Here is a 20,410-nt window from a genome sequence, read left to right on the forward strand (position 1 = left end):
TATACATGAACTGGTTTTTTATAACGCTAGGATACAGCGGCCTCTCTCCAAAAGCCCCAGGTACAGTTGGAACAGTTGTTTCACTTCCTCTTGGAATGTTAATTCTTATCTATTTTGATGCACAAACACTATTTTTAGCAACTCTGCTTATCTCAATTATCGCTGTTCGTGAGATTAACAAATATGAAGCAAAAAGCGGTATCCATGATGATAAACGCATAGTCATAGATGAACTAGCTGGAATGTGGTTTGCACTAAGTATAGCACCTGCAATCAGTGTTGGCATAGGTGATGTAGCTGATTTTCAAAATGGATTTTTGATTCAAAGCTTACTATCGTTTGTGCTATTTAGATATTTTGATATAACTAAACCATCCATAATAGGAAGACTTGATCGTGAAGCTAAAGGCGGACTTGGTGTTGTAGCCGATGATGTGGTAGCTGGTGCAGTAGCTGGAATAGTGAGCGCTCTTATCTGGCAAGGTCTCTTAGAGCTTCAAAAAATGCTCTAAGAGTACAATTGCATCAGATAGAAAGCGGATCATCTGATGGCTCTATCTCTTCAAAATCTTCTATAATTTGCTCAAACATTCTCATAGTACTTTTTGCTTTTGTTATCTGCTCTTCAAAGATTGAACTAGAAGATGGAAATGCTTCTGCCAACTCTTTATAGATTAAAACACGCCCATTAATATGTCTATTTATTTCGTTAAATGCAGTTCTTAAATACTCTTTTGAATTTGTATGTCTAAATAGCGCTCTAACCATCTTTACACGCTCTTTTATAGGGATAGATTCATCTATCGCTTCTGCTATTCTTTTTATATCTAGTCTTGAGAGATAAACTCCGCTAATTGCTGGAGCTAAAAGTTTTGCAGTCAGAGCATCTACAAACTGAGGAACTGGAACCTCATCATCTTTATCAGTTATATCGTTTGGATTTTTGTTATCCTCTGGGTTAAAAGTACAACTATCTTTTACAAACTTATCAAACTCGGCTCTCAAATCACTTAAATCATCTTTATTCATCACTTCTCCTATTTTTTTAAAATTTCATATCACTTTTATCATGCTCTAAATGTTTTTTATCTTCCAAAAACTCAAATGTAGCACTACTTATAACATATAGCATCTCTTCAAAGCCGCTATATGTGGCTCCAAGTTCATTTGCTCTTACTTGAAGAGCTGAGAACTCTTTTTTTTGTTTCATATCTATATTTACAGCGCTTAGCTTACTAATCATCGCTAAAGAGTCAAAATCAGAAAAATCAACAACAGCGTCATATAAAGATAAATCTACTTCCATATTATCCGCTAGACGATTTATATCTGCGTTCTCTTTTGCTGTTTCATTACAAAACAGCATCAACTCCTCTATCTCATTAAAGTAGTAACTTATCTCAAACTCTTTTGCAAAAAATAGAAATGCTTTTGCTCTTGCATCAACTCCAAGAAGCGCTATTTTTTTGGCACCATTATCTTTTAAATATTTAACAAGCGCTCTAGAGAATAAAACATCACCAACTAGTTTGTTCTCTTCTCTGATTACAACATCACACAAACCACTAAACCAAACAGCTTCGCTTCTCTCATCAAGAGTTTCTAGGACATTTTTTACATACTCATTTGATATAAGAGCCCCATTTACATGTGATTTTTTCATATTTGAGAGCGTAAAGAAAAAATCATCCTCCCGTATATTCATAGGAATCATCATCGCATTTTTATTTTTTGCTTTAAATAGCTTATTTAGCGTTGCGGAGATGCTGCTTTGTCCTGCAAACTCTCCTATATAACCATATAGTTTTGTGTGATGTGATATCTCATTTGCATCATTCATCATGTTACATAATCTCCTTTTATCCCCCAAAGTTCTCTTGCTTCTTCATCTTCTGCTTTACATCTGTAACAGAGTTTATCGCTAGAGTTTGTACTGAAAATAACATTACACTCATCACATCTTCTTACTTTAAATGTGATGAGATTTTGAACTGCTGGTTCAAAAAATTCTTTTACTCTATATGTTTGAGAGAGCGTAATAGCATCTGGCTCACAAACGTCATGACATATATGGCACTTTATACATAAAAATGGATCAAACTCTATTTTTGAGTTTTTAATATCTGAGCTAAGTGCGCCAGTTGGACAGACTCTATAACACATCTGACATGCGGTACATGTGCTCTCATCAACAACTTTCATTGATGTGAACGTTAGTTCATCTGACTCTATTATATGATATATTGATGGCTTCTCTACCCTCTTTAGAGCCGTAAAGAAGAGCTTTCTTCTATCTGTAATGCGTTTTTGCTTAAGTAGTGCTATATCGCTCTTTTGTAAAGTATGCTCTACTAACTCGTCCGTTGCTTTTTGTATCTCTTTTTCAAACTCAATCTTTGATTTTATCGCACCCTTAAGATTTACTTTTGAAAAAAATTCTCTTCTTGTTGAACTCTGCTCTTTTGAATCATCTGTTTTTTCATACTTAATATTTTCAAGTTTTATAACAGCACTGCTCTGCATCGCTTCAAGTATATAAGATGCCTCTTCATAGTTTTTCTCGATTTGAGGCTTACACTTATGAGCGATAGCACACTCATCACAATGTCCCATATCAAAAATCATCTCTTTTTTAAGAAGTGCCATTGAGATAATGTTCTCTATGTTTAATGCCGCAATACATGGCACATTTTTTCTACATGAGATAAGATTGTCACTATCTTCTATATAGTTAAAAAAGAAATCTGTTGTACTAAAATCATCTAAATACAGCGCTTCATTTGGGCATACGCTATCACAAGCTCCACATCCAACACATGCTGAGAAGTTGATTGATGGAAGAGGATTGCCTCCAACAACAATAGCCGCAGTTGGGCAGATAACTTCACATTTGTTGCACTCGCTCTCTTTTGAGAGCGATCTTACACAACGACTAGCTTTTAGCTGTATCATCTTAAGCTTTTTGCTCTTTTATAAGATACTCATTATCACTAAGAATAAATTCTAATGCCAAGTCAGCTGCATCATAGTAAAGAGGTGTTCTAGCTTCATATTTTACATTTATAAGATACATCGGAGCCCATCTCAGCAGATGCTTATTTAAAAACTCACTTTGTGTCTCTCTTAGTGCTTTTATAGCCTCTGTATCATTCACTTCAAGCGCCTTTAATTCAGCCTCCACAAGATGATGCATAAACTCAAACTCAACACCTATATGATCAGATGATATAGCTCTTGCTGCTTCATAATCAACCATAAAGTTGTATGCACTGTACATATCTGTTACTGGATTAGCCCCGCCTGTCTCAACTTTTTGATCTTCTCGTGTGTAAAAAGTCTCATATGGGATAAGGTGTAAAAGCGATAAATTTACAAAATCTGGGTCTATATACTCTTCTAAAAGTTTTTTATCTTCAATATTTAAAAAAGGTTCCCAACTTTTAAGTGTTGGGAAAAAATCTAAAATGTTCTCATCACTTTTTATCATTTTTAGCATTGTTTCATCTAGTTCTTGAAGTAATATTCTAGATAAAAGTGCGTAAATATTGGCTCTTGCTTTAGTATTTTGCATTCTTTTTTTCTTTATTTTGATTTTTTAATTTATGATTCTATCCAAAAAGTCTAAATCTAGGATTATGTATAAATTTTTATATGCCCTCTGCAATCATCGCATCTGCTACTCTTTTAAATCCTGCGATATTTGCGCCATCAACATAGTTTCCTTCAACTCCATACTCTTTTGCGCTAAGAGCTACTCTTTTACAAATTTGCTGCATCGTCTCTTTTAGTTTTACATCAACATCTTCAAAACTCCATCTCTGCATTGAAGCATTTTGACTCATCTCAAATTCACTTACCGCTACACCACCAGCATTTGCAGCTTTTGCAGGAGCAAACGGAATTTTATGACTTAAAAACATTGCTATTGCTTCTGGAGTTGATGGCATATTAGCCCCCTCTGTTAAACAAGCACAACCATTTACAATCAAATTCTGCGCATCTGCTTCGTTTAGTTCATTTTGAGTTGCGCAAGGGAATGCCGCATAACAAGGAATATCCCAAACAGAGTGTTCTCCCTGCGGATACTCGGACACTGAGATATATTTTGCTTCTGGATGGATATCTATATATCTCTCAAGGGAGACTCTTTGATTCATCTTCAACTCTTTTAAAAGTGGCAAATCAACGCCTCTTGAGTCATATATCATACCACTTGAATCACTGCATGTAACTGGGAGCGCTCCAACTTGAAAAAGTTTCTCAATCGTATGAAGAGCGACATTTCCTGCTCCGCTTACTGTACATATTTTACCATCAAGACCCTCTTTACCTTCCATCTCAAGCATCGCTTGTGTAAAGTAAACAACGCCATAACCTGTTGCTTCTGGTCTCATAAGTGACCCGCCAAACATATATGGCTTGCCAGTTAAAACGCCCTCATACGATGAAGTTACTTTTTTATACTCTCCAAAAAGATAGCCTATTTCTCTAGCTCCAACTCCAATATCACCTGCTGGAACATCGATACGTGCTCCTATATATTTACTTAACTCTCTCATATATGCGGAGCAAAATTTCATAATCTCAAAATCGCTCTTCCCTTTTGGATCAAAATCACTTCCACCTTTAGCACCACCTAGCGGAAGCCCTGTAAGTGCATTTTTAAATATCTGCTCAAATCCTAAAAATTTCAACACACTCTCATTTACAGTAGGATGAAATCGCAAACCTCCCTTGTATGGTCCTAAGGCATTATTAAATTGTATTCGATACCCAGTATTTACTTCTATTTTATTACTGTCATTGAGCCATGCCACTTTAAATTTTATAATTCTATCTGGTACAATAAGTCTCTCTACAATTGAGTATTTTTTATATTTTGGCTCTGATTCTAAAAGTGGGGCGATAGAGTAGATAATCTCCTCCATTGCTTGATAAAAAATAGCATCACATTCGCTCTTATTTTTCTCAAATTTTTTTATATCTTCTTGTGCAATTCCCATCTACAAATCCTCTAAATATCTTAATTTTGCAATTCTACTATAAATTGATATAAAAGCTTTTTTTGTCCGTGGAACAGTAATGCAAAATACCAAAAATAATAATTATTTTTGGTATAGATACATACAAAGGGAATTGATATAAAACAAATTTAGTAATAATTTTATGTGATAAAATTCAAACAAAAAAGGATTTCACATCACTTACACACTCATACATACAATTCATATTTTTTCAGTATTTATATATGGCGGCTTTTTATTTATAGATATACTTTTTTTATCTAAAATGAATCAAACATTAAATGAAGCAGAACATGCAAAAGCAAGAGAAGCAATTATGATGCATGTAAGAAAAGTTGTTCCATATGCCCTAATGGTAGCCGTAGCAAGCGGTCTTTTTCTAATTTCACAGATTTTTGGAAAAATAGAAAATGGTTCTCTGTCTCATTTTCAAACACTTCTTAGTATTAAAGCTTTTTTTGGAATTTGGTTAGGTTTTAGAGGTATAAATCAAAAACTATTCAAAATTAACCCTTGGGTTTTCAAGAGTCATTTTTTTCCGTTTAGTCTTGTTGTTATCATTATACTTTTATCCCAATTTATGTATTTATAGGCATAGAAAAATAAGATAAATTCATAATAATATTTTAAAAAGTATGCTATCATTCATTAAATCAACACAACAAAGGTCTCTTGATGTTTAAAAGTTTAAGTATTCATAAGAAAATGAACTATTTTATCGCGATGGTAACAGTCTCTGTATTTTCTGCAGCGATTTCTATTTTTATCGCCATGGGATATATAGATTCGGAGTATGAGCATCTCCATGAAAACTCTATGATTGGTGGGTTAACAACACTAAAGATAGAAAAAAACCTCAATTATGTAAGTAGATTATCAAGAGATATAATACTTGGCGGAAAATATGAAAAAAATATAGCAAATCTTGAAAAAACTATACATAGCATTGAAGAAGGGTTTAACTCTCTTGAGACGCTAATGACAGAAGAGAACACTCTTGGTATGGTTGCAGAAGCCAAAACATCAACGATGCTGTTTTTAAATAACACTCTAAAAATGATGAAATCACTTGATGCTGAAGATATAAAAAATAATAAAGCTCAAATCTATGAACACTACTCTCAAGAACTAACTCCATTTGCAAACACATCAAGAGAGTCATTTAAAAAACTAGTTGATTTTAAATCTAAAGAGCTTGAAGATGACTCCGCTTCACTTGCTAAAGTTATAAACTTCTTTAAGTACTTAGCTCTTGTTGCTGGTATTGCTGTTGGTCTTGTTGTTTTAGTACTAGCAACTGTTATTAGAAAATCTATAACTTCTGGGATTAATGATTTTACTTCTTTAATTAGCATTGCTGCTAAAGGTGATTTTAGCAAAACAACTACTGCAAATAATAAAGATACTGAGCTTGGAATTATGGGGCATGAACTCTCTGAGCTTATTAAGCACACAAAAGATCTTATCCACGAAATAAATACAACAATTACAGATGCGTCAAAAGGTGTGTTTACACATAAAATATCATCTGAGGGAATGAGTGGAGAGTTTGTTGATGCAATAGAGAGTGTTGGAAAAAGCATAGAATTTATGAAAACACAAAATTCTAAGGCGCAAAGAGATATCTTCAACTCAAAAATAAGCACAAAAAGTGTAAATGTTTCAGAGTCATTATCTCTTATTATCTCTGATTTAAGCTCAAATATCAATGATTTAAAAACGATTACATCTGCTACTAAAGAGGCTTCTGAATCTGCTATAAGCTCAAGAAATGATATCTCAAATATCACAAGAGAACTAAATGCACTTACAGAACAGGTAAATACAAATAATCTTAGTATTTTAGAGATTACAAATCAGGCAAACGAGATTACTTCTGTTATTCAACTTATTACTGATATAGCAGACCAAACAAACCTACTAGCCCTAAATGCTGCGATAGAAGCTGCTCGTGCTGGTGAACATGGACGTGGATTTGCAGTTGTTGCAGATGAAGTAAGAAAACTTGCAGAGAGAACGCACAAAGCAACGGGAGAAATTTCTGTTTCTATAAAATCTCTACAACAAGATATGAATGAGATTCAAACAAGTGCTGAGAGCATGAAAGTTACTGTTGAGGATTCTACTCAAAAAATAAATGGATTTGAAGACACTCTGATTGAACTTAGCAACAACTCACTTAAAATGGTTGATTACTCTTATGGGATGGAAAACAGCATCTTTATCGTTCTTGCTAAACTTGAGCATATCTTATACAAATCACGTGTTTACAACTCTATTATTTCACTTAAAAAAATGTTTGAACAGCAAGACACACATGAATGTGAACTTGGCGTCTGGTATGACGATGAAGGCAAGAAAAGATTTGCGGATACTGTATCATTTAACAAATTAGCAATTCCACACCAAATAGTGCATAAAAATGCAAATTCAAATCTACTGTATCTTGACGTAAGAGCAGAAGAAGAGACTCTTAAAAATTCACAAAATATTATCAATAACTTTGATAATATGGAAAAAGCTTCAGAAGAGTTGTTTGCACTTCTTGACACAATGCTTCAAGAGTCAAAATAACAAAAATATCTACTCCCACTCTTCATATATTGAGTGGGAATGCTTATCTTTTTTATAACGTCTCGAATTTTTAGTTTTTTCTAATTGATTTGAAAGATATAAGATGTCTTCTTTAATCTCCTCTATCTCTTTATCACTATCTTGATAAGAAACTATCTTTTTAACTAGTTTTTGAAGCTCTTGTAAATCACCTTTGTAAATAGCTATCTCTTCAACTCTGCTGAGCACTTTTAAACTATTTTGGACTTTCTTGCAGTAGCCCTCTGTTGTGATGTTTTGAGTAGTTAAAAGGTAAGACAGTATACTCTTGTGAAATCTCTCTAATGCCCTTATGTAACGCAATCTTTGGGAATTGTCTATAGCTTTTTGCGATGCCATCTCTAACCTATTATTTATTTGTTGATATAATTATACACTTAATTATAAGTTATGGAGAACAATACTTGAAAAAAATCTTGCTATCGCTTTTGCTTCTGTCTGCTTCACTTTTAGCGACTATTATTAATGAAGAGGCTACTCAGCAGCTCATTGATTCAAAAACACCAATTGTAGATATAAGAACACCAGCTGAATGGAAAGAGACAGGACTGCTAAAGGGCTCAATTCCTATTATGCTTTTTGATGAAAAAGGCAATTATGACCTTAAGGACTTTTTAGAGAAATTAAACAAAGCAGTTGATACAACAAAGCAGTTTGCAATAATTTGTAGAACAGGTAGCAGAACTAAAGTTTTAGCTACCTTCTTATCACAAAAATTAAATTACGATGTCATAAATATAAAAAGTGGCATACTATATGCCAAATTTATAAAACTACCAATTGAGCCTTACTCTCTTAAGTAACTCTCTTTGGCTCTATTTTATTTACTAACGCATATAGTGTTGGTAGATAAATAAGATTTAAAACTGTTCCCCAGATAAGACCAAAACCTATTGAAATAGCGATTGGCTGGAGTATTACAGCCTGTCCTGTTGCATAAAATATCAGAGTAAAAAGCCCTAAAAATGTTGTTACAGATGTTATAACAATTGGGCGAAGTCTTAGTTTTGCTCTTTTTAAGAACTCATCTATTTTGTGCGTTCCGTGAAGAAAATCAAGCATAATAATTCCATCATTAATTACAACTCCAGCAAGACCTAAAATACCTATAATTGATGGCATTGTTAAGTTTATCCCTAAGAGTTTATGCCCTAAAAGTGCCCCTAAAATAGAAAGAGGAATAACGCTCATTACCATTAATACATATTTTATTTTTGAAAAAATAAGAAGCAAAGTTAAGAAAATCAAGAAAAGTGCTAAGAGAACAGCTTTCTTCATATCATCCTTTAGTTGTTGATTTTTCTCTTTTTCTCCCAAAAGGGCAATATCTACACCTGAGTTTCTTATCTCATTTAAAGTTGGTTCCAAGATGTCTAAAACTTCTTGTGATGTTATTTTTCTTTTATCTATATTTGCATAGACTGTTTTAATGATATTTCCATTTAATTTATCTATTTTTTCATAATCTCTTATCTGCGTAATTTCTGCTATTTCTGAGAGTTTTACATATCTTCCATCGCTCAAAGCAATGCTAAAATCTAAAAAAGTAGCAATACTGTCTTTTGCGCTATCTTCTGTTTTAATATCCATTACACCTAAATTATTAAATGTAGTTGACTGCTTTTTCTCTAAAAAATAGTTACTCAATGTCTTCGCTACAAAACTCTCACTAAGCCCTAAACTCTCTCCATACGAGTTTATTTTAATGACATATTCCATCTTTCCGTATTTTATATTATCACTATAGTTTCTAATGGTTTCTATACTTTTTAACTGCTCTTCAAGCTTTTTAATTCCATCTTGAAGTGCAGCATCATTGCTTCCTGAGAGGTTAATCTGAATATCACTTTTTATAAGTCCAGACTTATCTTCCATTACCCCCAAATCTTCCATATTATACTTCGCTCTATACTTCTCTATAATCTCTTTTGCCCTAGGAGATAGCTCAAAAGTCTGTTTTTTTCTTATCTTCTCAGGGTTGTTAAAATCAAAGCTAAAGTTTAGAACTGGGTTTATATACCTATCTACCCAGTCCGTCTCTTCTCTATCATAAAGCTCCATAGTAATCATAAAAACACCATTGTTTCTTTGTGTATCACCAGAGAGACTTCTTCTATACCCTATAATTGAAGATATTGATTTTAACGAAAACTCTTCTGCGTATGTCATTAGATCTGCTTCTATCTCTTTTGAAACTTTAAACGTATCCTCTAGCGGAGTGTTAATATCAAGTTTTGCAGAGATGTATAGATAATTTCCATCAAAGTTAGGAAAAAATTGAAACTTCATAGATTTCATCGTATAAAAAGTTGCAACTGGAATAAGAATCAGAAAAAGTAAAAGCGTTATTTTTTTATGATTTAAAAATTTTAAAATAGCTCTCTGGTAAAGCTCTTCAAAAGGCGTCCAGCTTATCAAGTTGGTACTTTTTCTTAAAAACTCTTGAGCATGAAGAGGAAGAAAGAAAAAACTCTCTAAAAGGGAACCGATTAAAATAATCACTACCGTAATTGGAATCAGTATTATAAAAAGAGCTATTTCGCCTTGCAACATAAAGATTGGCAAAAAAGCCACGACTGTCGTAATAGTAGCAAGTGTTACAGGGAGCATCATCTCCTTTACACCTGCAATAGCAGCATCATAGTTATTCATACCATCATCTATATATCGTTGAATATTCTCTCCAACAATGATTGCATCATCAACTACGATACCTATGACAATGAGCGCACCAAGAAGAGAGACGATATTTATAGAGTAACCCATATAGTAAATACTTACTAATCCAATAATAAATGAAAAAGGTATTCCAAGAGCTACTATTGTCGCGATTCTGATGTTTATAAGAATTGCCATCGAGATGAAAACCAAAATCAGACCAAACATCAAGTTTGAAACTATAACGTCTAGCCTCTGTTGTACTGGTTTTGATGTATCTTCATAAAAATAAAAATCAACATCTTTATAGTTTTTTTCTATTGATTTAACATAAGCTCTTAACTCCTTAGATAGAACGATTGAATCGCCTTGTGTACCCTTTGAGATAACAAGTGAAATTGTTTTTTTGTTGTTAAATGTAGCTAGTGTATCAGTTTGTGGGTACTCTATACTCACTTTGGCAATATCGCCTAGCTTTATATATTTGCCGTCTATATTTAAAATGCTCTCTTCATACTCAGCCGCATTGGCTTTACCGTTTGAAGTGGAGATGTAAGCAAACTTTCCTCTCTCTTCTATGTTTCCCACTGGAAAAATATATGATAAATTTGCTATGGCTTTTTGAACACCATCATGTCCTAAGCCATAAGCTAAAACTGCAGCAGAATCTATTTTAATATTTACCTCTTCATTAGAATCACCACGTATCAATACCTCGCTGATACCATTTAATTTTGATATTTTTGTTTTTACATCCTGTGCTACAACAGTAAGTTCGCCTATTGGAAGCTGTTCTGAGGAGATTGCAAGTTTTATAAGAGAGCGTGTTTTATCAAGAAGTCTTGCAACTGGCTCATTCATATCCGATGGAAGGTATTGCCTTGTTAGTGCTATTGCATCCTTAACCCGACCAAGAGTTATCTCCTTGTTTGTGCTTTTGTTTAATGTTAACAAGATAGCAAATGCGCCAGGAGTGATTGTTGTTTCTGTTTTATCTATTCCAGTTATATTGCTTAGCTCGTCTTCGATATCACGAACAGCCATTTTATCCATTATAGTCGCACTAGCACCGCCGTAAGAGCCTAAAACACTGATTTGGTCTAGTTCTACATCTGGAAAAATCTCTTTTGGAATATTTGTATAAGAGTTTACCCCCATAAATATCAGAAAAGCTAAGATTGCATAATTTAATCTGTTGTTTTTTATAAAATACTCTATAAGCTTAATCAATGTCGTCTCTTATAGAAGTGATTTGATAACATTACTTACACCTTGATGCAAGTTGTAGTTTGAGATTGGGAAATCAAGAGACTCATTTTGAAGATTTACACTATTTTTTGAGAGATAATCTCCCAAAGTTTTCAAGTCTATCTCTTTATATTTTTTACATGTATCATTGTCCAGTTTCGTTCTTAACAAAACACCCGCTTCGTTTGATTTTTGAATAGTAAATGCCAAGTTTTTCAAGCTTACAAAATCATTCCATCTAAAAAAAAGCTCTAGCGTGAGCTCATCCACTGCTTCGCCTTCTGGATTAAAGAGCATGTTTGCATCTCTAAGTGGGATTAAAACACTCAAAATTGCCTCACTAAAAGGAACTACTCTGCTTCTCCAAAATGGAGACTCGTTTCTTTTTTGTAACTCATCTTCTAAAACTGCTAAAATAGTTTTTATATCTGCACTCTTAAATAGTGTATAACTCTCTTGTTTCATAATTTTTCCATTGTATATAAATTTGTGCCATTATAAATTCTTTTTAGTATAATTTGGCTTTGATAACTTATTGGGGGTTTAAATTGAATATATCTAAAACTTTTATTACAAACGCTATCGCTGTCACACTTGTATTTTTATCATTTTTATTTGAAGATACTATTAGCTCTTTAGCCCTATATAGCGGTCTTTTTGCACTATCTGGAGCACTTACAAATCAGTTGGCAATTTACATGCTTTTTGAAAAAGTACCATTTTTATATGGTTCTGGGGTAATTCCTGCAAAATTTGAAGCATTTAAAGAATCAATCAAATCACTAATGATGACTCAATTTTTTACACTAGAGCAACTTGAAAACTTTTTCAAAAATGAGGAGAAGAAGATAGATTTAACACCTATAATCCAAAAAACAGACTTCTCCCCAGCTTTTGACGCACTAAGTAAAACCGTGATGGAATCCTCTTTTGGTGGAATGCTTGGAATGTTTGGCGGAGCAACTGTTTTAGAGAATTTACGTGAACCATTCTCTATAAAAATGAAAGATGCTGTTATAAAAATTACAAATACACAAAGTTTTAACGAAACACTACAGTTTCATCTTCAAAACTCATCATTAAGTGAAGATACTCTTAAATCGATAGAAACCATCATAGACACAAGACTAAATGAGCTTACTCCAAATATGGTAAAAGAGATGGTTCAAAAAATAATTCAAGAACATCTCTCGTGGCTTGTAGTTTGGGGTGGTGTCTTTGGAGGAGTTATTGGAGTTTTGAGCTCATTTTTATTTTAGTTAAATACATACTTAGCATCAGTAAAATAAGTTATTAAAAAATTTCTATCGTTACATCTGCAACATCAACAATATCACCTTGGCGAATTTTTGCTCTTTTTCTAAGCTCTACTTCGCCATTTCTTTTTACATGACCATCTGCAACAATAAGCTTTGCCTCAGCTCCACTATCAACCAAATCTAAAACTTTTAAGAGCTTAAAAAGCTCTATATATTCATCTTTTAACTCATATTTCATATTTTTTTATACCTCTTTGTCTATTACTGAAAATCCTAGGTCGTACATTGCTTTATCTACCATTTGGGTTGCTTTTATCATAGTCTCTTGAGATATGTCTGGAAGTTTGCCTCCCCACATCTCTTTGGCCTCTTCGAATCCTCTGAGCATTCCTTCTCTTCCTGCACGGAGAAGTTGTTCATCTCCACCTGCTCCATTTATAACAAAATCAGATATCCTTTTTGACGTTTGATCTACTCCAAAAAAACCATCTTTGCTAACTAGCTCACTCGCTTCATCTTGAGAGAGAGATGCTATTGGCTTTTTGTTGTAACCTATATCTTTTAAAAAACTTTGAAATGCGTCATAGTCATCTGAGGAGACATCACCATTTTTAAGAAGTGAGTTTTGAGCTGTTGCTGAGTTAAAAGCCATAGCATTTGCATTTTGCTTAATCTGCTCTCTTATCTCCATAGCCTCATCTTTTGATATTTTTTCAGTGTAAATAGTCTTGATTTGCGCTATATCTTTTGCAGCATTTGGAAGAGTTGTATTTGATGATATTTGCATGATTTATCCTTTAATTTACTATTTATTACATAGTATCGACTTATCGATACATTCTCTAAAGTTTTTTATTTTGTACACAAAACTTAAAATTTCAGCTATAATTCTACCCGATGATAGATTTTTGTGTGCGAGTTCATCTATAGTATATTCTGCTAGACAAACGACTCTCCCTATAATTTGACTCCACTTTCTTTACGAAAGTGAATTTTTACCAAAGAGGTACTACACATGGCAGAATTGCTAGACGGATCAGTTAAATGGTTCAATGAAGAAAAAGGTTATGGTTTCATTCAACAAGAAAATGGCGGTAAAGACGTATTTGTACACTTTCGCCAAGTAAACAGAACAGGACCAGGTCGTGTTTCATTATCTGAAGGTCAAAAGGTAACTTTTGAACTAGGAGAAGGTCAAAAAGGTCCTCAAGCAGAGAACGTAACTCCACTTTAGTCCACACTAAAACCCCTATTTTAGGGGTTTGTCTTCACTTCAAAAATTACAAAAGACCACAGAAATTTAAAATTTCACTCTATTCGACACCTAAATCACTCTTTATTTCTTTCAAATATTTTTTTACTCTCCAGTGTTGCACTTTAAACTTGAATTGGCGACATTTAATGTCTGTATTATACAATATACTTCTTGTATTCAAAAGCAATTTATTATATCAGGATATAATATTTTAAAATAAGTAAGGATAATATTTATGGATACAGTAATCAGGCTAATAAAGGAACTCTTTGAAAACTCTATATCATTAAGAGAAACAATAAAGTTTATTAAGTTCAAGAGGTCATTACTGATAACTATATTTTTATCAACTTTAATGTATTTCTCAACTGGTTGGATTTTTTATGTTGCACTAGCTATATTTACTTTATTTTTATTTGGGCTCCTTGCCATTCTTGTGGGAGTAAAACATTTTTTTATCTTAATAACTGATGAAGCAAAAGAGGATGAGTTGAATAATAATAGAGAATATATGTTATTAGCAGTTATACAAGACGGCCGTTATCTGCAATATGCTAGTGAAGAATTGAAATCTGATAAAATAATTATTCTTAAAGCTGTAGCTAACCATCCATCAGCTGTTGAATATGCAAGTGATGAGCTAAAGTCAGATAGAGATTTTATATTTGAAGTATTAAAAGTTAATGGAGAAGCATTAAGATATATTCTTAATGAACAAACTGACGATAGAGAACTTGTGTTAGAAGCAGTAAAAAACTTTGGAGATGCTTTATCTTGTGCTAAAGAAGAACTTCTTTTAGATAAAGAAATAGTGTTAACAGCTGTTTCAAATGGCGGGTATAATTTACACTGGATTCATAATAATGAACTATCTAACGATAAAGATATCGTTCTTACAGCTGTAAAGAATGATCCAAGAGCATTTGAATTTGCTGGAAGTAGAATAAAAAATAATAAAGAAGTTGTACTTGAAGCAGTAAAAATGGATGGCTACTTACTTCAATTTGCTAGTAGTCAATTAAAAGATGATAAAGAAATTGTATTGGAAGCTATTAAAAATGATATTGGTGCATTAAGATATGCAAGTGAATCTTTGCAAAAAGATGAAGATATAAAAAAATTATATGAGAGAAGAATATGAAAAATATTACCGAACAAGAGTGTATGGAAAGAGAAGGTAACTCCTCTATAAGGTTTTACTTTGCGGGTTTTATCCCGCAAACTTCAAAATATTTTTCTACTCTTTAATCCAAATTCAACTCAAATACTTTTACTAAAAACAAAACTTTTTTTTACAAAACCACTATTTTCATAAAATCTATGCGCATCTTCTCTTTGAAAGCCTGATGAAAGAACTATATTTTTACACATACCCATTTTTGCATAATCACCCAAATACTCAAGCATCATTTTTCCATATCCAACGCCTCTATACTCTTTACTTGTTACCAAATCAAAAATAAAAAGATGTCTTTTATCATAAAGATTAGTCTGGATTGCAACACCTGCATATGTAATGAGTTTTTCTTCATCCATAATGCCAAACATTTTATACTCCATACTTCTCATATCATAAATCAAATCTTCAAACTCATTATAAGATAGTGTTGTACGGAGCTCACAAAGAACTTCATAAGCCATCTGCAACTCTTTTAAATCAAGCTCTCTTATCTGCATATAAATCCTATACTTATCTATTATAAAGAATTATAACTAATTTGATACAATACGCCCAAATAAAACAGATATTGGGGCGTTAATGGCTACTAAAAACTTTGAAGTTGTGATTATTGGTGCTGGTATTTCAGGCACTGCTTTAGCTTATGAACTCTCTAGATATACAGATATAAACTCAATTGGAATAATAGAAAAATATAGTGATATCGCTACTCTAAACTCATGTGGAACAAGTAACTCTCAAACTATACACGTAGGAGATATTGAAACAAACTATACTCTTCAAAAAGCTGCTATAACTAAACGTACCGCAAAAATGGTTGAGAAATATTGTCTGCAACACCAATATCAAAATAAGATAATCTTCTCTCATCAAAAAATGGCTCTTGGCGTTGGGAAAAAAGAGGTTGAATTTTTGCTACATCGATATGAAGAGTTTTCTGAACTCTTTCCATATCTTGAAGTATGGGACAAAGAGCGATTAAAAGTTCTTGAACCTCGCGTTGTATTTGATGTAGATGGAAATGAGCGTAAGGAGGAGATAGTTGGCATAGGAGCAACAAATCAATGGACTACTGTTGAGTATCAAAAACTCTCGCACTCATTTTTAGAAAATGCAAAAAAAGAACAAGATACAAATATTGAGCTTTTTTTAGATACTCAAGTTGAAGAGATTAAAAAGAGTAAAAAAAGAGGTTATGTTATAAAGAGTAAAGGTGGGACTTTTTATGCGGATTTTGTAGTTGTTGATGCTGGAGCACATTCACTCTTTCTTGCACACAAGATGGGGTTTGGTCTAAACCTTGGATGTTTGCCAGTTGCGGGGAGTTTTTACATGACAAAAGAGAAAATACTAAACGGCAAAGTGTATATGCTTCAAAACCCTAAACTCCCTTTTGCTGCTCTTCATGGAGACCCAGATATTCTTGCAAATCAGAACACTCGCTTTGGCCCAACAGCACTAATGTTGCCAAAACTTGAAAGGTATAAAAAAGGTACTTTTTCAGACTTTTGGAAAACTCTTAGATTTGATAAGAATATAGCGCTAGCACTATACAAGCTCTTAAGGGAGCGTGATATTCGCAACTATATACTTAAAAACTTTTTATTTGAAATACCATTTATCAACAAGTATCTATTCTTAAGAGATGCTAGAAAAATTGTTCCTTCTCTAAAAATAGATGAATTTAAGTATGCAAAAGGTTTTGGTGGAGTTCGTCCTCAAGTGTTGGATAAAGATCAACAAAAACTACTACTTGGAGAAGCTTCAATATGTACAGGAGAAGGATTGATTTTCAATATGACGCCTTCTCCAGGGGCTACATCATGCCTTGGCAACGCTGAGAGAGATTTAAAATATATAGTAAAGTATCTTGGCAAAAATTTCAATGAAGAAAAATTCAACAATGAGCTTACAGATGGAGAATACTGCGTTCTTAGAGCACCGATAGAGTCACAAAAAGCAGTCGTTAACTTAATAAGAGCAGAGATAAAAAGAACTGAAGAGAAGTATCTACAAGAGCTACATATTGGTAATCCTGATGAATCATTCTGGAATGCCCCGCATAGTAAAATATAAGGAAAATTATGAAAAATATATTATTGATGAGTCTATTTACACTACTTCTACTTGGATGCAGTACCAAAGAGTTTAACGCAGGAGTAGATAGCATAACTGGAGATATAACAAACGCTTTTGAGGGTTCAAAAGACAAATCCCAAAAATAACAATAATCGGCTTTTAAACAACCATTAGCTATAATCGCGAAAAACAGTGAGCAGGGTAAAATCTCTGCCTAAATAAGAGAAAATCATGGTAACAGTACAAAATTTAGTAATGCGTTATGGAAATAGAGTTTTATTTCAAGATATAAATCTTAAATTAGACCGTCATAAAAGATATGGTCTTATTGGTGCAAATGGTGCAGGAAAAACAACTTTTTTAAAGATACTTTGCGGTCAAATTAAAGAGTATGAGGGTGATATAATAATCCCAAAAGCAAATAAAGTTGGCGTTTTAGGACAAAATCAATATGCTTATGAAGAGTTTACAATTGCTGATGCAGTTCTATATGGAAATAAAAAACTATATGATGCAATCAAAGAAAAAGAGATAATCTATGCGACTGGCGACTTTGAAGATGATGCCGTAAATGATAGATTGGCGGAGCTAGAAGTTATCTGTGTTGAAGAAGATCCAACTTATGAATATGATGTAAATATTGCAAAAATTTTAGAAAATGTTGGGATTCCAGCATCTCAACACAATGACCTAATGAGTACGCTTGATAGCGCAGATAAATTTAAAGTTCTTTTAGCTCAAGTTCTCTATCCTAGACCTGACGTGCTCTTCCTTGATGAACCTACGAACAATCTTGATATCCAAACTATTAGTTGGTTAGAAGATGAACTCCAACGTCACGAGGGAACTATGGTTGTAATCTCACACGATAGACACTTCTTAAATTCAGTTGTTACAAATATACTTGATGTTGATTACCAAAAAATTCGTGAATTTACTGGAACTTATGATGATTGGTATATTGCTGCAAATGTTATAGCAAAACAACAAGAACTTGGAAATGCAAAAAAAGAGAAAGAAAAAGAGGAACTTGAGGCTTTCGTTCGCCGTTTCTCTGCTAATGCTTCAAAAGCAAAACAAGCAACTTCAAGACAGAAAAAACTTGATAAACTTGTAATTGATGATATAAAACCATCTTCAAGAAGAGACCCAAGTATCGTCTTTAAAGCAAAAAGAGTGATGGGAGATGAAGCTTTACAGATTACAGATATCAACCACTCTTATGGCGAGAATGAAATTTTAAAAAATATAACTTTCAAATTTGAGCCAGATGAAAAAGTTGCACTAATTGGTCCAAATGGTGTTGGTAAAACAACTTTACTTAAAATAATTATGGAAGAGATAAAACCTACAAGCGGAAAAATACACTGGGGAGCAACTATTGAAAATAGTTATTTTCCTCAAGATACAGCTGACATCATTAAAGGTGATGGTACTTTATATGATTGGCTTAGAGGTTTTGATTCTAAACGTGATATTGCTGAGATTAGAAACTGTTTAGGTCGTATGCTCTTTAATGGTGAACAACAAGAAAAATCTGTTATAAGTATCTCTGGTGGTGAAAAACATAGAATGATGCTTAGTAAAATGATGCTAGAGGGTGGAAACTTTTTAGTACTCGATGAGCCATCAAACCACCTAGACTTAGAGGCTATCGTTGCTCTTGGTGAGGCTCTTTACAACTTTAAGGGAAATGTTATCTGTGTGTCACATGACCGTGAGCTTCTTGACTCTTTTGCAAATCGTATTATTGAACTTAGAGTTGATGGAACTTATGTTGACTTCAAAGGAAGTTATGAAGAGTTTGCAGAGGCAAAAGAGAAAGGCCTAATCTAATAATTTAGGCTTTTTCTAGCTTAAACCACCACCCAAAAAAGGAGATTTAAATGCAAAAATATAAAGATTTTTTAGGGCTGGGAATCGCTGGAAACTTTGCTCTTCACTTAGCTCAAGCTGGAGAGCTTGAAGATTTTAAAGATATTATCACAGCCGATGAAGCAGCCCCTAAGGGGATATTTCCTTTTTACCTTCCATCTACCGTAAAAAATGAGGCCCTTGGGTCATCCTTTAGGGCTAAAGAGATTTTAACCACCTACCCTCTCTCAAGTACAACAATAAAACTGCCAACTCAAAACGTAAACATTCAAGCTGAGCCTGAAGTAGCACTTATTTGTGACTTAACATATGATAGCAATAACAGAGTCTCAAAAATCACTCCAACACATTTTAGTGCTTACAATGATTGCTCTATTAGAGTTGCAGGGGCTTCTAAGATAAGTGATAAAAAAAACTGGGGAGTTTCTTCCAAAGGTATAAGTGAAAATTTAATCAAAATAGATAGCTTTGAGAGTGGCGGGATAATGGATAGCTACTCTATATGCTCTTTTTTAAAAAGAGATGATGATATTCATGCTTATGGAGAGGATGTAGAGTTGCTTGGTTATAGCTACTTTTACAAAAAACTGAGCGATTGGATAATAAATCAATTAAATACTCAAGAAGATTTTGGACCGCTTGAACCTTTGAGTGAGTATATTTTAGAGTGTGGAAATCCAAGCAAAGCTATAATCAGCATAGGGGCGACCAGATACACGCATTATGGTGAGAATACTTTCTTAAAAGATGGTGATGAACTTTTTGTAATCCTTTACAATAACACCAATCTATCTTTAAAAGATATTATTGAGAGTATAAAAAACAACAGTTACGACAGCCAATATATAAGTCTCTTAAAGCAAAGAGTTACAAATTGAGCAGAGGAAAAAAGCTAGATCTTTTTATAGGTGCTGAGATAGAAGATGGATGGGCAAAAGTAGAAGATGCCAGAAGATCTGAAATAGTACAAGACATCATAGAACCATCAAAGCACTTTTTAATCTTTAAAAAAGAGAAAAGAAGAGGAAAAACAGTTACCATTATTGGGGAGTTTTATTTAAGCGTTGATATGCAAGAAAAAATATTAAAAGATTTAAAGAAAAAAATTGGATGTGGTGGTACTATCAAAGATGGCTGGATGGAATTTCAAGGTGAACTAAAAGATAAATTAAAGCCTCTACTGCTCGAGGAGAACTTTAGATTTAAAAGCGGTCATTAG

At 33.3% G+C, this 20,410-nt stretch carries 23 protein-coding genes; 12 read left to right on the forward strand and 11 right to left on the reverse strand.

The features are described from left to right. The first annotated feature begins 5 nt into the window (after positions 1-5). Entirely contained in the window at positions 6-512 is a 507-nt protein-coding gene (locus AC6H33_RS08195) for a phosphatidylglycerophosphatase A family protein (RefSeq protein ID WP_497604396.1), read from the forward strand. Between the two features lie 13 nt (positions 513-525). On the opposite strand, the gene AC6H33_RS08200 is transcribed toward AC6H33_RS08195, so the two are convergent. The 5 genes from AC6H33_RS08200 to gdhA form a co-directional block, all read right to left on the reverse strand. After that, positions 526-1,029: a hypothetical protein gene (locus tag AC6H33_RS08200; protein WP_497604397.1), complete on the reverse strand. Its 504-nt coding sequence runs from the start codon at positions 1,027-1,029 to the stop codon at positions 526-528. 16 nt (positions 1,030-1,045) lie between these two features. Beyond that, positions 1,046-1,843, reverse strand: coding sequence for a hypothetical protein (locus tag AC6H33_RS08205; protein WP_497604398.1), 798 nt, complete (start codon positions 1,841-1,843; stop codon positions 1,046-1,048). Beyond that, entirely contained in the window at positions 1,840-2,952 is a 1,113-nt protein-coding gene (locus AC6H33_RS08210; protein WP_497604399.1) for a 4Fe-4S binding protein, read from the reverse strand. Before AC6H33_RS08210 ends, AC6H33_RS08205 begins: the two co-directional genes overlap by 4 nt. Position 2,953: 1 nt before the next feature. Next, positions 2,954-3,571 (reverse strand): TorD/DmsD family molecular chaperone, encoded by a 618-nt coding sequence (locus AC6H33_RS08215; protein WP_497604400.1) that lies wholly within the window; start codon positions 3,569-3,571, stop codon positions 2,954-2,956. 76 nt (positions 3,572-3,647) lie between these two features. Then, entirely contained in the window at positions 3,648-5,003 is a 1,356-nt protein-coding gene (gene gdhA, locus AC6H33_RS08220; protein WP_497604401.1) for an NADP-specific glutamate dehydrogenase, read from the reverse strand. Positions 5,004-5,289: 286 nt separating this feature from the next. Between gdhA and AC6H33_RS08225 the strand changes: the two genes are divergently transcribed. Then, a complete protein-coding gene (locus AC6H33_RS08225) occupies positions 5,290-5,616 on the forward strand; it encodes a hypothetical protein (protein WP_497604402.1) in 327 nt (108 codons plus the stop codon). Positions 5,617-5,699: 83 nt separating this feature from the next. After that, on the forward strand, positions 5,700-7,598 hold the full coding sequence (locus tag AC6H33_RS08230; RefSeq protein ID WP_497604403.1) for a methyl-accepting chemotaxis protein: 1,899 nt from the start codon (positions 5,700-5,702) through the stop codon (positions 7,596-7,598). Positions 7,599-7,607: 9 nt separating this feature from the next. Here AC6H33_RS08230 and AC6H33_RS08235 read toward each other — a convergent pair whose 3' ends face one another. Continuing rightward, complete coding sequence (locus AC6H33_RS08235; RefSeq protein ID WP_497604404.1) at positions 7,608-7,976, reverse strand: hypothetical protein; 369 nt, start codon at positions 7,974-7,976, stop codon at positions 7,608-7,610. 65 nt (positions 7,977-8,041) lie between these two features. Here AC6H33_RS08235 and AC6H33_RS08240 point away from each other — a divergent pair, with 65 nt between their 5' ends. Further along, the gene (locus tag AC6H33_RS08240) at positions 8,042-8,440 is read left to right on the forward strand and encodes a rhodanese-like domain-containing protein (RefSeq protein WP_497604405.1); all 399 of its coding nucleotides are present in this window, start codon (positions 8,042-8,044) and stop codon (positions 8,438-8,440) included. Here the strand turns inward: AC6H33_RS08240 and AC6H33_RS08245 are convergent. Beyond that, positions 8,433-11,525, reverse strand: coding sequence for an efflux RND transporter permease subunit (locus AC6H33_RS08245; RefSeq protein WP_497604406.1), 3,093 nt, complete (start codon positions 11,523-11,525; stop codon positions 8,433-8,435). The genes AC6H33_RS08240 and AC6H33_RS08245 overlap by 8 nt on opposite strands. Before the next feature lie 9 nt (positions 11,526-11,534). Next, on the reverse strand, positions 11,535-12,008 hold the full coding sequence (locus AC6H33_RS08250) for a hypothetical protein (RefSeq protein WP_497604407.1): 474 nt from the start codon (positions 12,006-12,008) through the stop codon (positions 11,535-11,537). 83 nt (positions 12,009-12,091) lie between these two features. Here AC6H33_RS08250 and AC6H33_RS08255 point away from each other — a divergent pair, with 83 nt between their 5' ends. Next, on the forward strand, positions 12,092-12,802 hold the full coding sequence (locus AC6H33_RS08255) for a DUF445 domain-containing protein (RefSeq protein ID WP_497604408.1): 711 nt from the start codon (positions 12,092-12,094) through the stop codon (positions 12,800-12,802). Between the two features lie 34 nt (positions 12,803-12,836). Here AC6H33_RS08255 and AC6H33_RS08260 read toward each other — a convergent pair whose 3' ends face one another. Beyond that, a complete protein-coding gene (locus tag AC6H33_RS08260; protein WP_497604409.1) occupies positions 12,837-13,040 on the reverse strand; it encodes an RNA-binding S4 domain-containing protein in 204 nt (67 codons plus the stop codon). Between the two features lie 6 nt (positions 13,041-13,046). Further along, the gene (locus AC6H33_RS08265) at positions 13,047-13,589 is read right to left on the reverse strand and encodes a hypothetical protein (RefSeq protein ID WP_497604410.1); all 543 of its coding nucleotides are present in this window, start codon (positions 13,587-13,589) and stop codon (positions 13,047-13,049) included. A 228-nt stretch (positions 13,590-13,817) separates the two neighbouring features. Here AC6H33_RS08265 and AC6H33_RS08270 point away from each other — a divergent pair, with 228 nt between their 5' ends. Together AC6H33_RS08270 and AC6H33_RS08275 are read left to right on the forward strand one after the other, a co-directional pair. Then, positions 13,818-14,036, forward strand: coding sequence for a cold-shock protein (locus tag AC6H33_RS08270; RefSeq protein WP_011373133.1), 219 nt, complete (start codon positions 13,818-13,820; stop codon positions 14,034-14,036). A 256-nt stretch (positions 14,037-14,292) separates the two neighbouring features. Next, positions 14,293-15,198: a DUF4116 domain-containing protein gene (locus AC6H33_RS08275; RefSeq protein ID WP_497604411.1), complete on the forward strand. Its 906-nt coding sequence runs from the start codon at positions 14,293-14,295 to the stop codon at positions 15,196-15,198. A gap of 119 nt (positions 15,199-15,317) precedes the next feature. Here the strand turns inward: AC6H33_RS08275 and AC6H33_RS08280 are convergent, their stop codons facing one another. Continuing rightward, positions 15,318-15,734, reverse strand: coding sequence for a GNAT family N-acetyltransferase (locus tag AC6H33_RS08280; protein WP_497604412.1), 417 nt, complete (start codon positions 15,732-15,734; stop codon positions 15,318-15,320). An 82-nt stretch (positions 15,735-15,816) separates the two neighbouring features. On the opposite strand from AC6H33_RS08280, the gene AC6H33_RS08285 reads away from it, so the two are divergent. From AC6H33_RS08285 to AC6H33_RS08305, 5 genes are all read left to right on the forward strand, one after another. Then, on the forward strand, positions 15,817-17,313 hold the full coding sequence (locus AC6H33_RS08285) for an FAD-dependent oxidoreductase (protein ID WP_497604413.1): 1,497 nt from the start codon (positions 15,817-15,819) through the stop codon (positions 17,311-17,313). Between the two features lie 8 nt (positions 17,314-17,321). Further along, entirely contained in the window at positions 17,322-17,462 is a 141-nt protein-coding gene (locus AC6H33_RS08290) for a hypothetical protein (protein WP_497604414.1), read from the forward strand. 85 nt (positions 17,463-17,547) lie between these two features. Beyond that, positions 17,548-19,152, forward strand: a complete 1,605-nt coding sequence (locus AC6H33_RS08295; protein ID WP_497604415.1) for an ABC-F family ATP-binding cassette domain-containing protein — start codon at positions 17,548-17,550, stop codon at positions 19,150-19,152. A gap of 50 nt (positions 19,153-19,202) precedes the next feature. After that, positions 19,203-20,069, forward strand: coding sequence for a DUF5718 family protein (locus AC6H33_RS08300; RefSeq protein ID WP_497604416.1), 867 nt, complete (start codon positions 19,203-19,205; stop codon positions 20,067-20,069). After that, positions 20,066-20,410, forward strand: coding sequence for an SUI1 family translation initiation factor (locus AC6H33_RS08305; RefSeq protein ID WP_497604417.1), 345 nt, complete (start codon positions 20,066-20,068; stop codon positions 20,408-20,410). Before AC6H33_RS08300 ends, AC6H33_RS08305 begins: the two co-directional genes overlap by 4 nt.

It is taken from the genome of Sulfurimonas limnophila (genome assembly GCF_059705345.1).

Bases quoted from the DNA above. Each gene is read 5' to 3' on its own strand.
- AC6H33_RS08225 (WP_497604402.1), top strand. From the start codon at position 5,290: ATGAATCAAACATTAAATGAAGCAGAACATGCAAAAGCAAGAGAAGCA.
- AC6H33_RS08290 (WP_497604414.1), top strand. From the start codon at position 17,322: ATGAAAAATATATTATTGATGAGTCTATTTACACTACTTCTACTTGGA.
- AC6H33_RS08210 (WP_497604399.1), bottom strand. From the start codon at position 2,952: ATGATACAGCTAAAAGCTAGTCGTTGTGTAAGATCGCTCTCAAAAGAG.
- AC6H33_RS08265 (WP_497604410.1), bottom strand. From the start codon at position 13,589: ATGCAAATATCATCAAATACAACTCTTCCAAATGCTGCAAAAGATATA.
- AC6H33_RS08295 (WP_497604415.1), top strand. From the start codon at position 17,548: ATGGTAACAGTACAAAATTTAGTAATGCGTTATGGAAATAGAGTTTTA.
- AC6H33_RS08205 (WP_497604398.1), bottom strand. From the start codon at position 1,843: ATGATGAATGATGCAAATGAGATATCACATCACACAAAACTATATGGT.
- AC6H33_RS08235 (WP_497604404.1), bottom strand. From the start codon at position 7,976: ATGGCATCGCAAAAAGCTATAGACAATTCCCAAAGATTGCGTTACATA.
- AC6H33_RS08275 (WP_497604411.1), top strand. From the start codon at position 14,293: ATGGATACAGTAATCAGGCTAATAAAGGAACTCTTTGAAAACTCTATA.
- AC6H33_RS08260 (WP_497604409.1), bottom strand. From the start codon at position 13,040: ATGAAATATGAGTTAAAAGATGAATATATAGAGCTTTTTAAGCTCTTA.
- AC6H33_RS08280 (WP_497604412.1), bottom strand. From the start codon at position 15,734: ATGCAGATAAGAGAGCTTGATTTAAAAGAGTTGCAGATGGCTTATGAA.
- gdhA (WP_497604401.1), bottom strand. From the start codon at position 5,003: ATGGGAATTGCACAAGAAGATATAAAAAAATTTGAGAAAAATAAGAGC.
- AC6H33_RS08270 (WP_011373133.1), top strand. From the start codon at position 13,818: ATGGCAGAATTGCTAGACGGATCAGTTAAATGGTTCAATGAAGAAAAA.
- AC6H33_RS08200 (WP_497604397.1), bottom strand. From the start codon at position 1,029: ATGAATAAAGATGATTTAAGTGATTTGAGAGCCGAGTTTGATAAGTTT.
- AC6H33_RS08285 (WP_497604413.1), top strand. From the start codon at position 15,817: ATGGCTACTAAAAACTTTGAAGTTGTGATTATTGGTGCTGGTATTTCA.
- AC6H33_RS08195 (WP_497604396.1), top strand. From the start codon at position 6: ATGAACTGGTTTTTTATAACGCTAGGATACAGCGGCCTCTCTCCAAAA.
- AC6H33_RS08215 (WP_497604400.1), bottom strand. From the start codon at position 3,571: ATGCAAAATACTAAAGCAAGAGCCAATATTTACGCACTTTTATCTAGA.
- AC6H33_RS08300 (WP_497604416.1), top strand. From the start codon at position 19,203: ATGCAAAAATATAAAGATTTTTTAGGGCTGGGAATCGCTGGAAACTTT.
- AC6H33_RS08230 (WP_497604403.1), top strand. From the start codon at position 5,700: ATGTTTAAAAGTTTAAGTATTCATAAGAAAATGAACTATTTTATCGCG.
- AC6H33_RS08250 (WP_497604407.1), bottom strand. From the start codon at position 12,008: ATGAAACAAGAGAGTTATACACTATTTAAGAGTGCAGATATAAAAACT.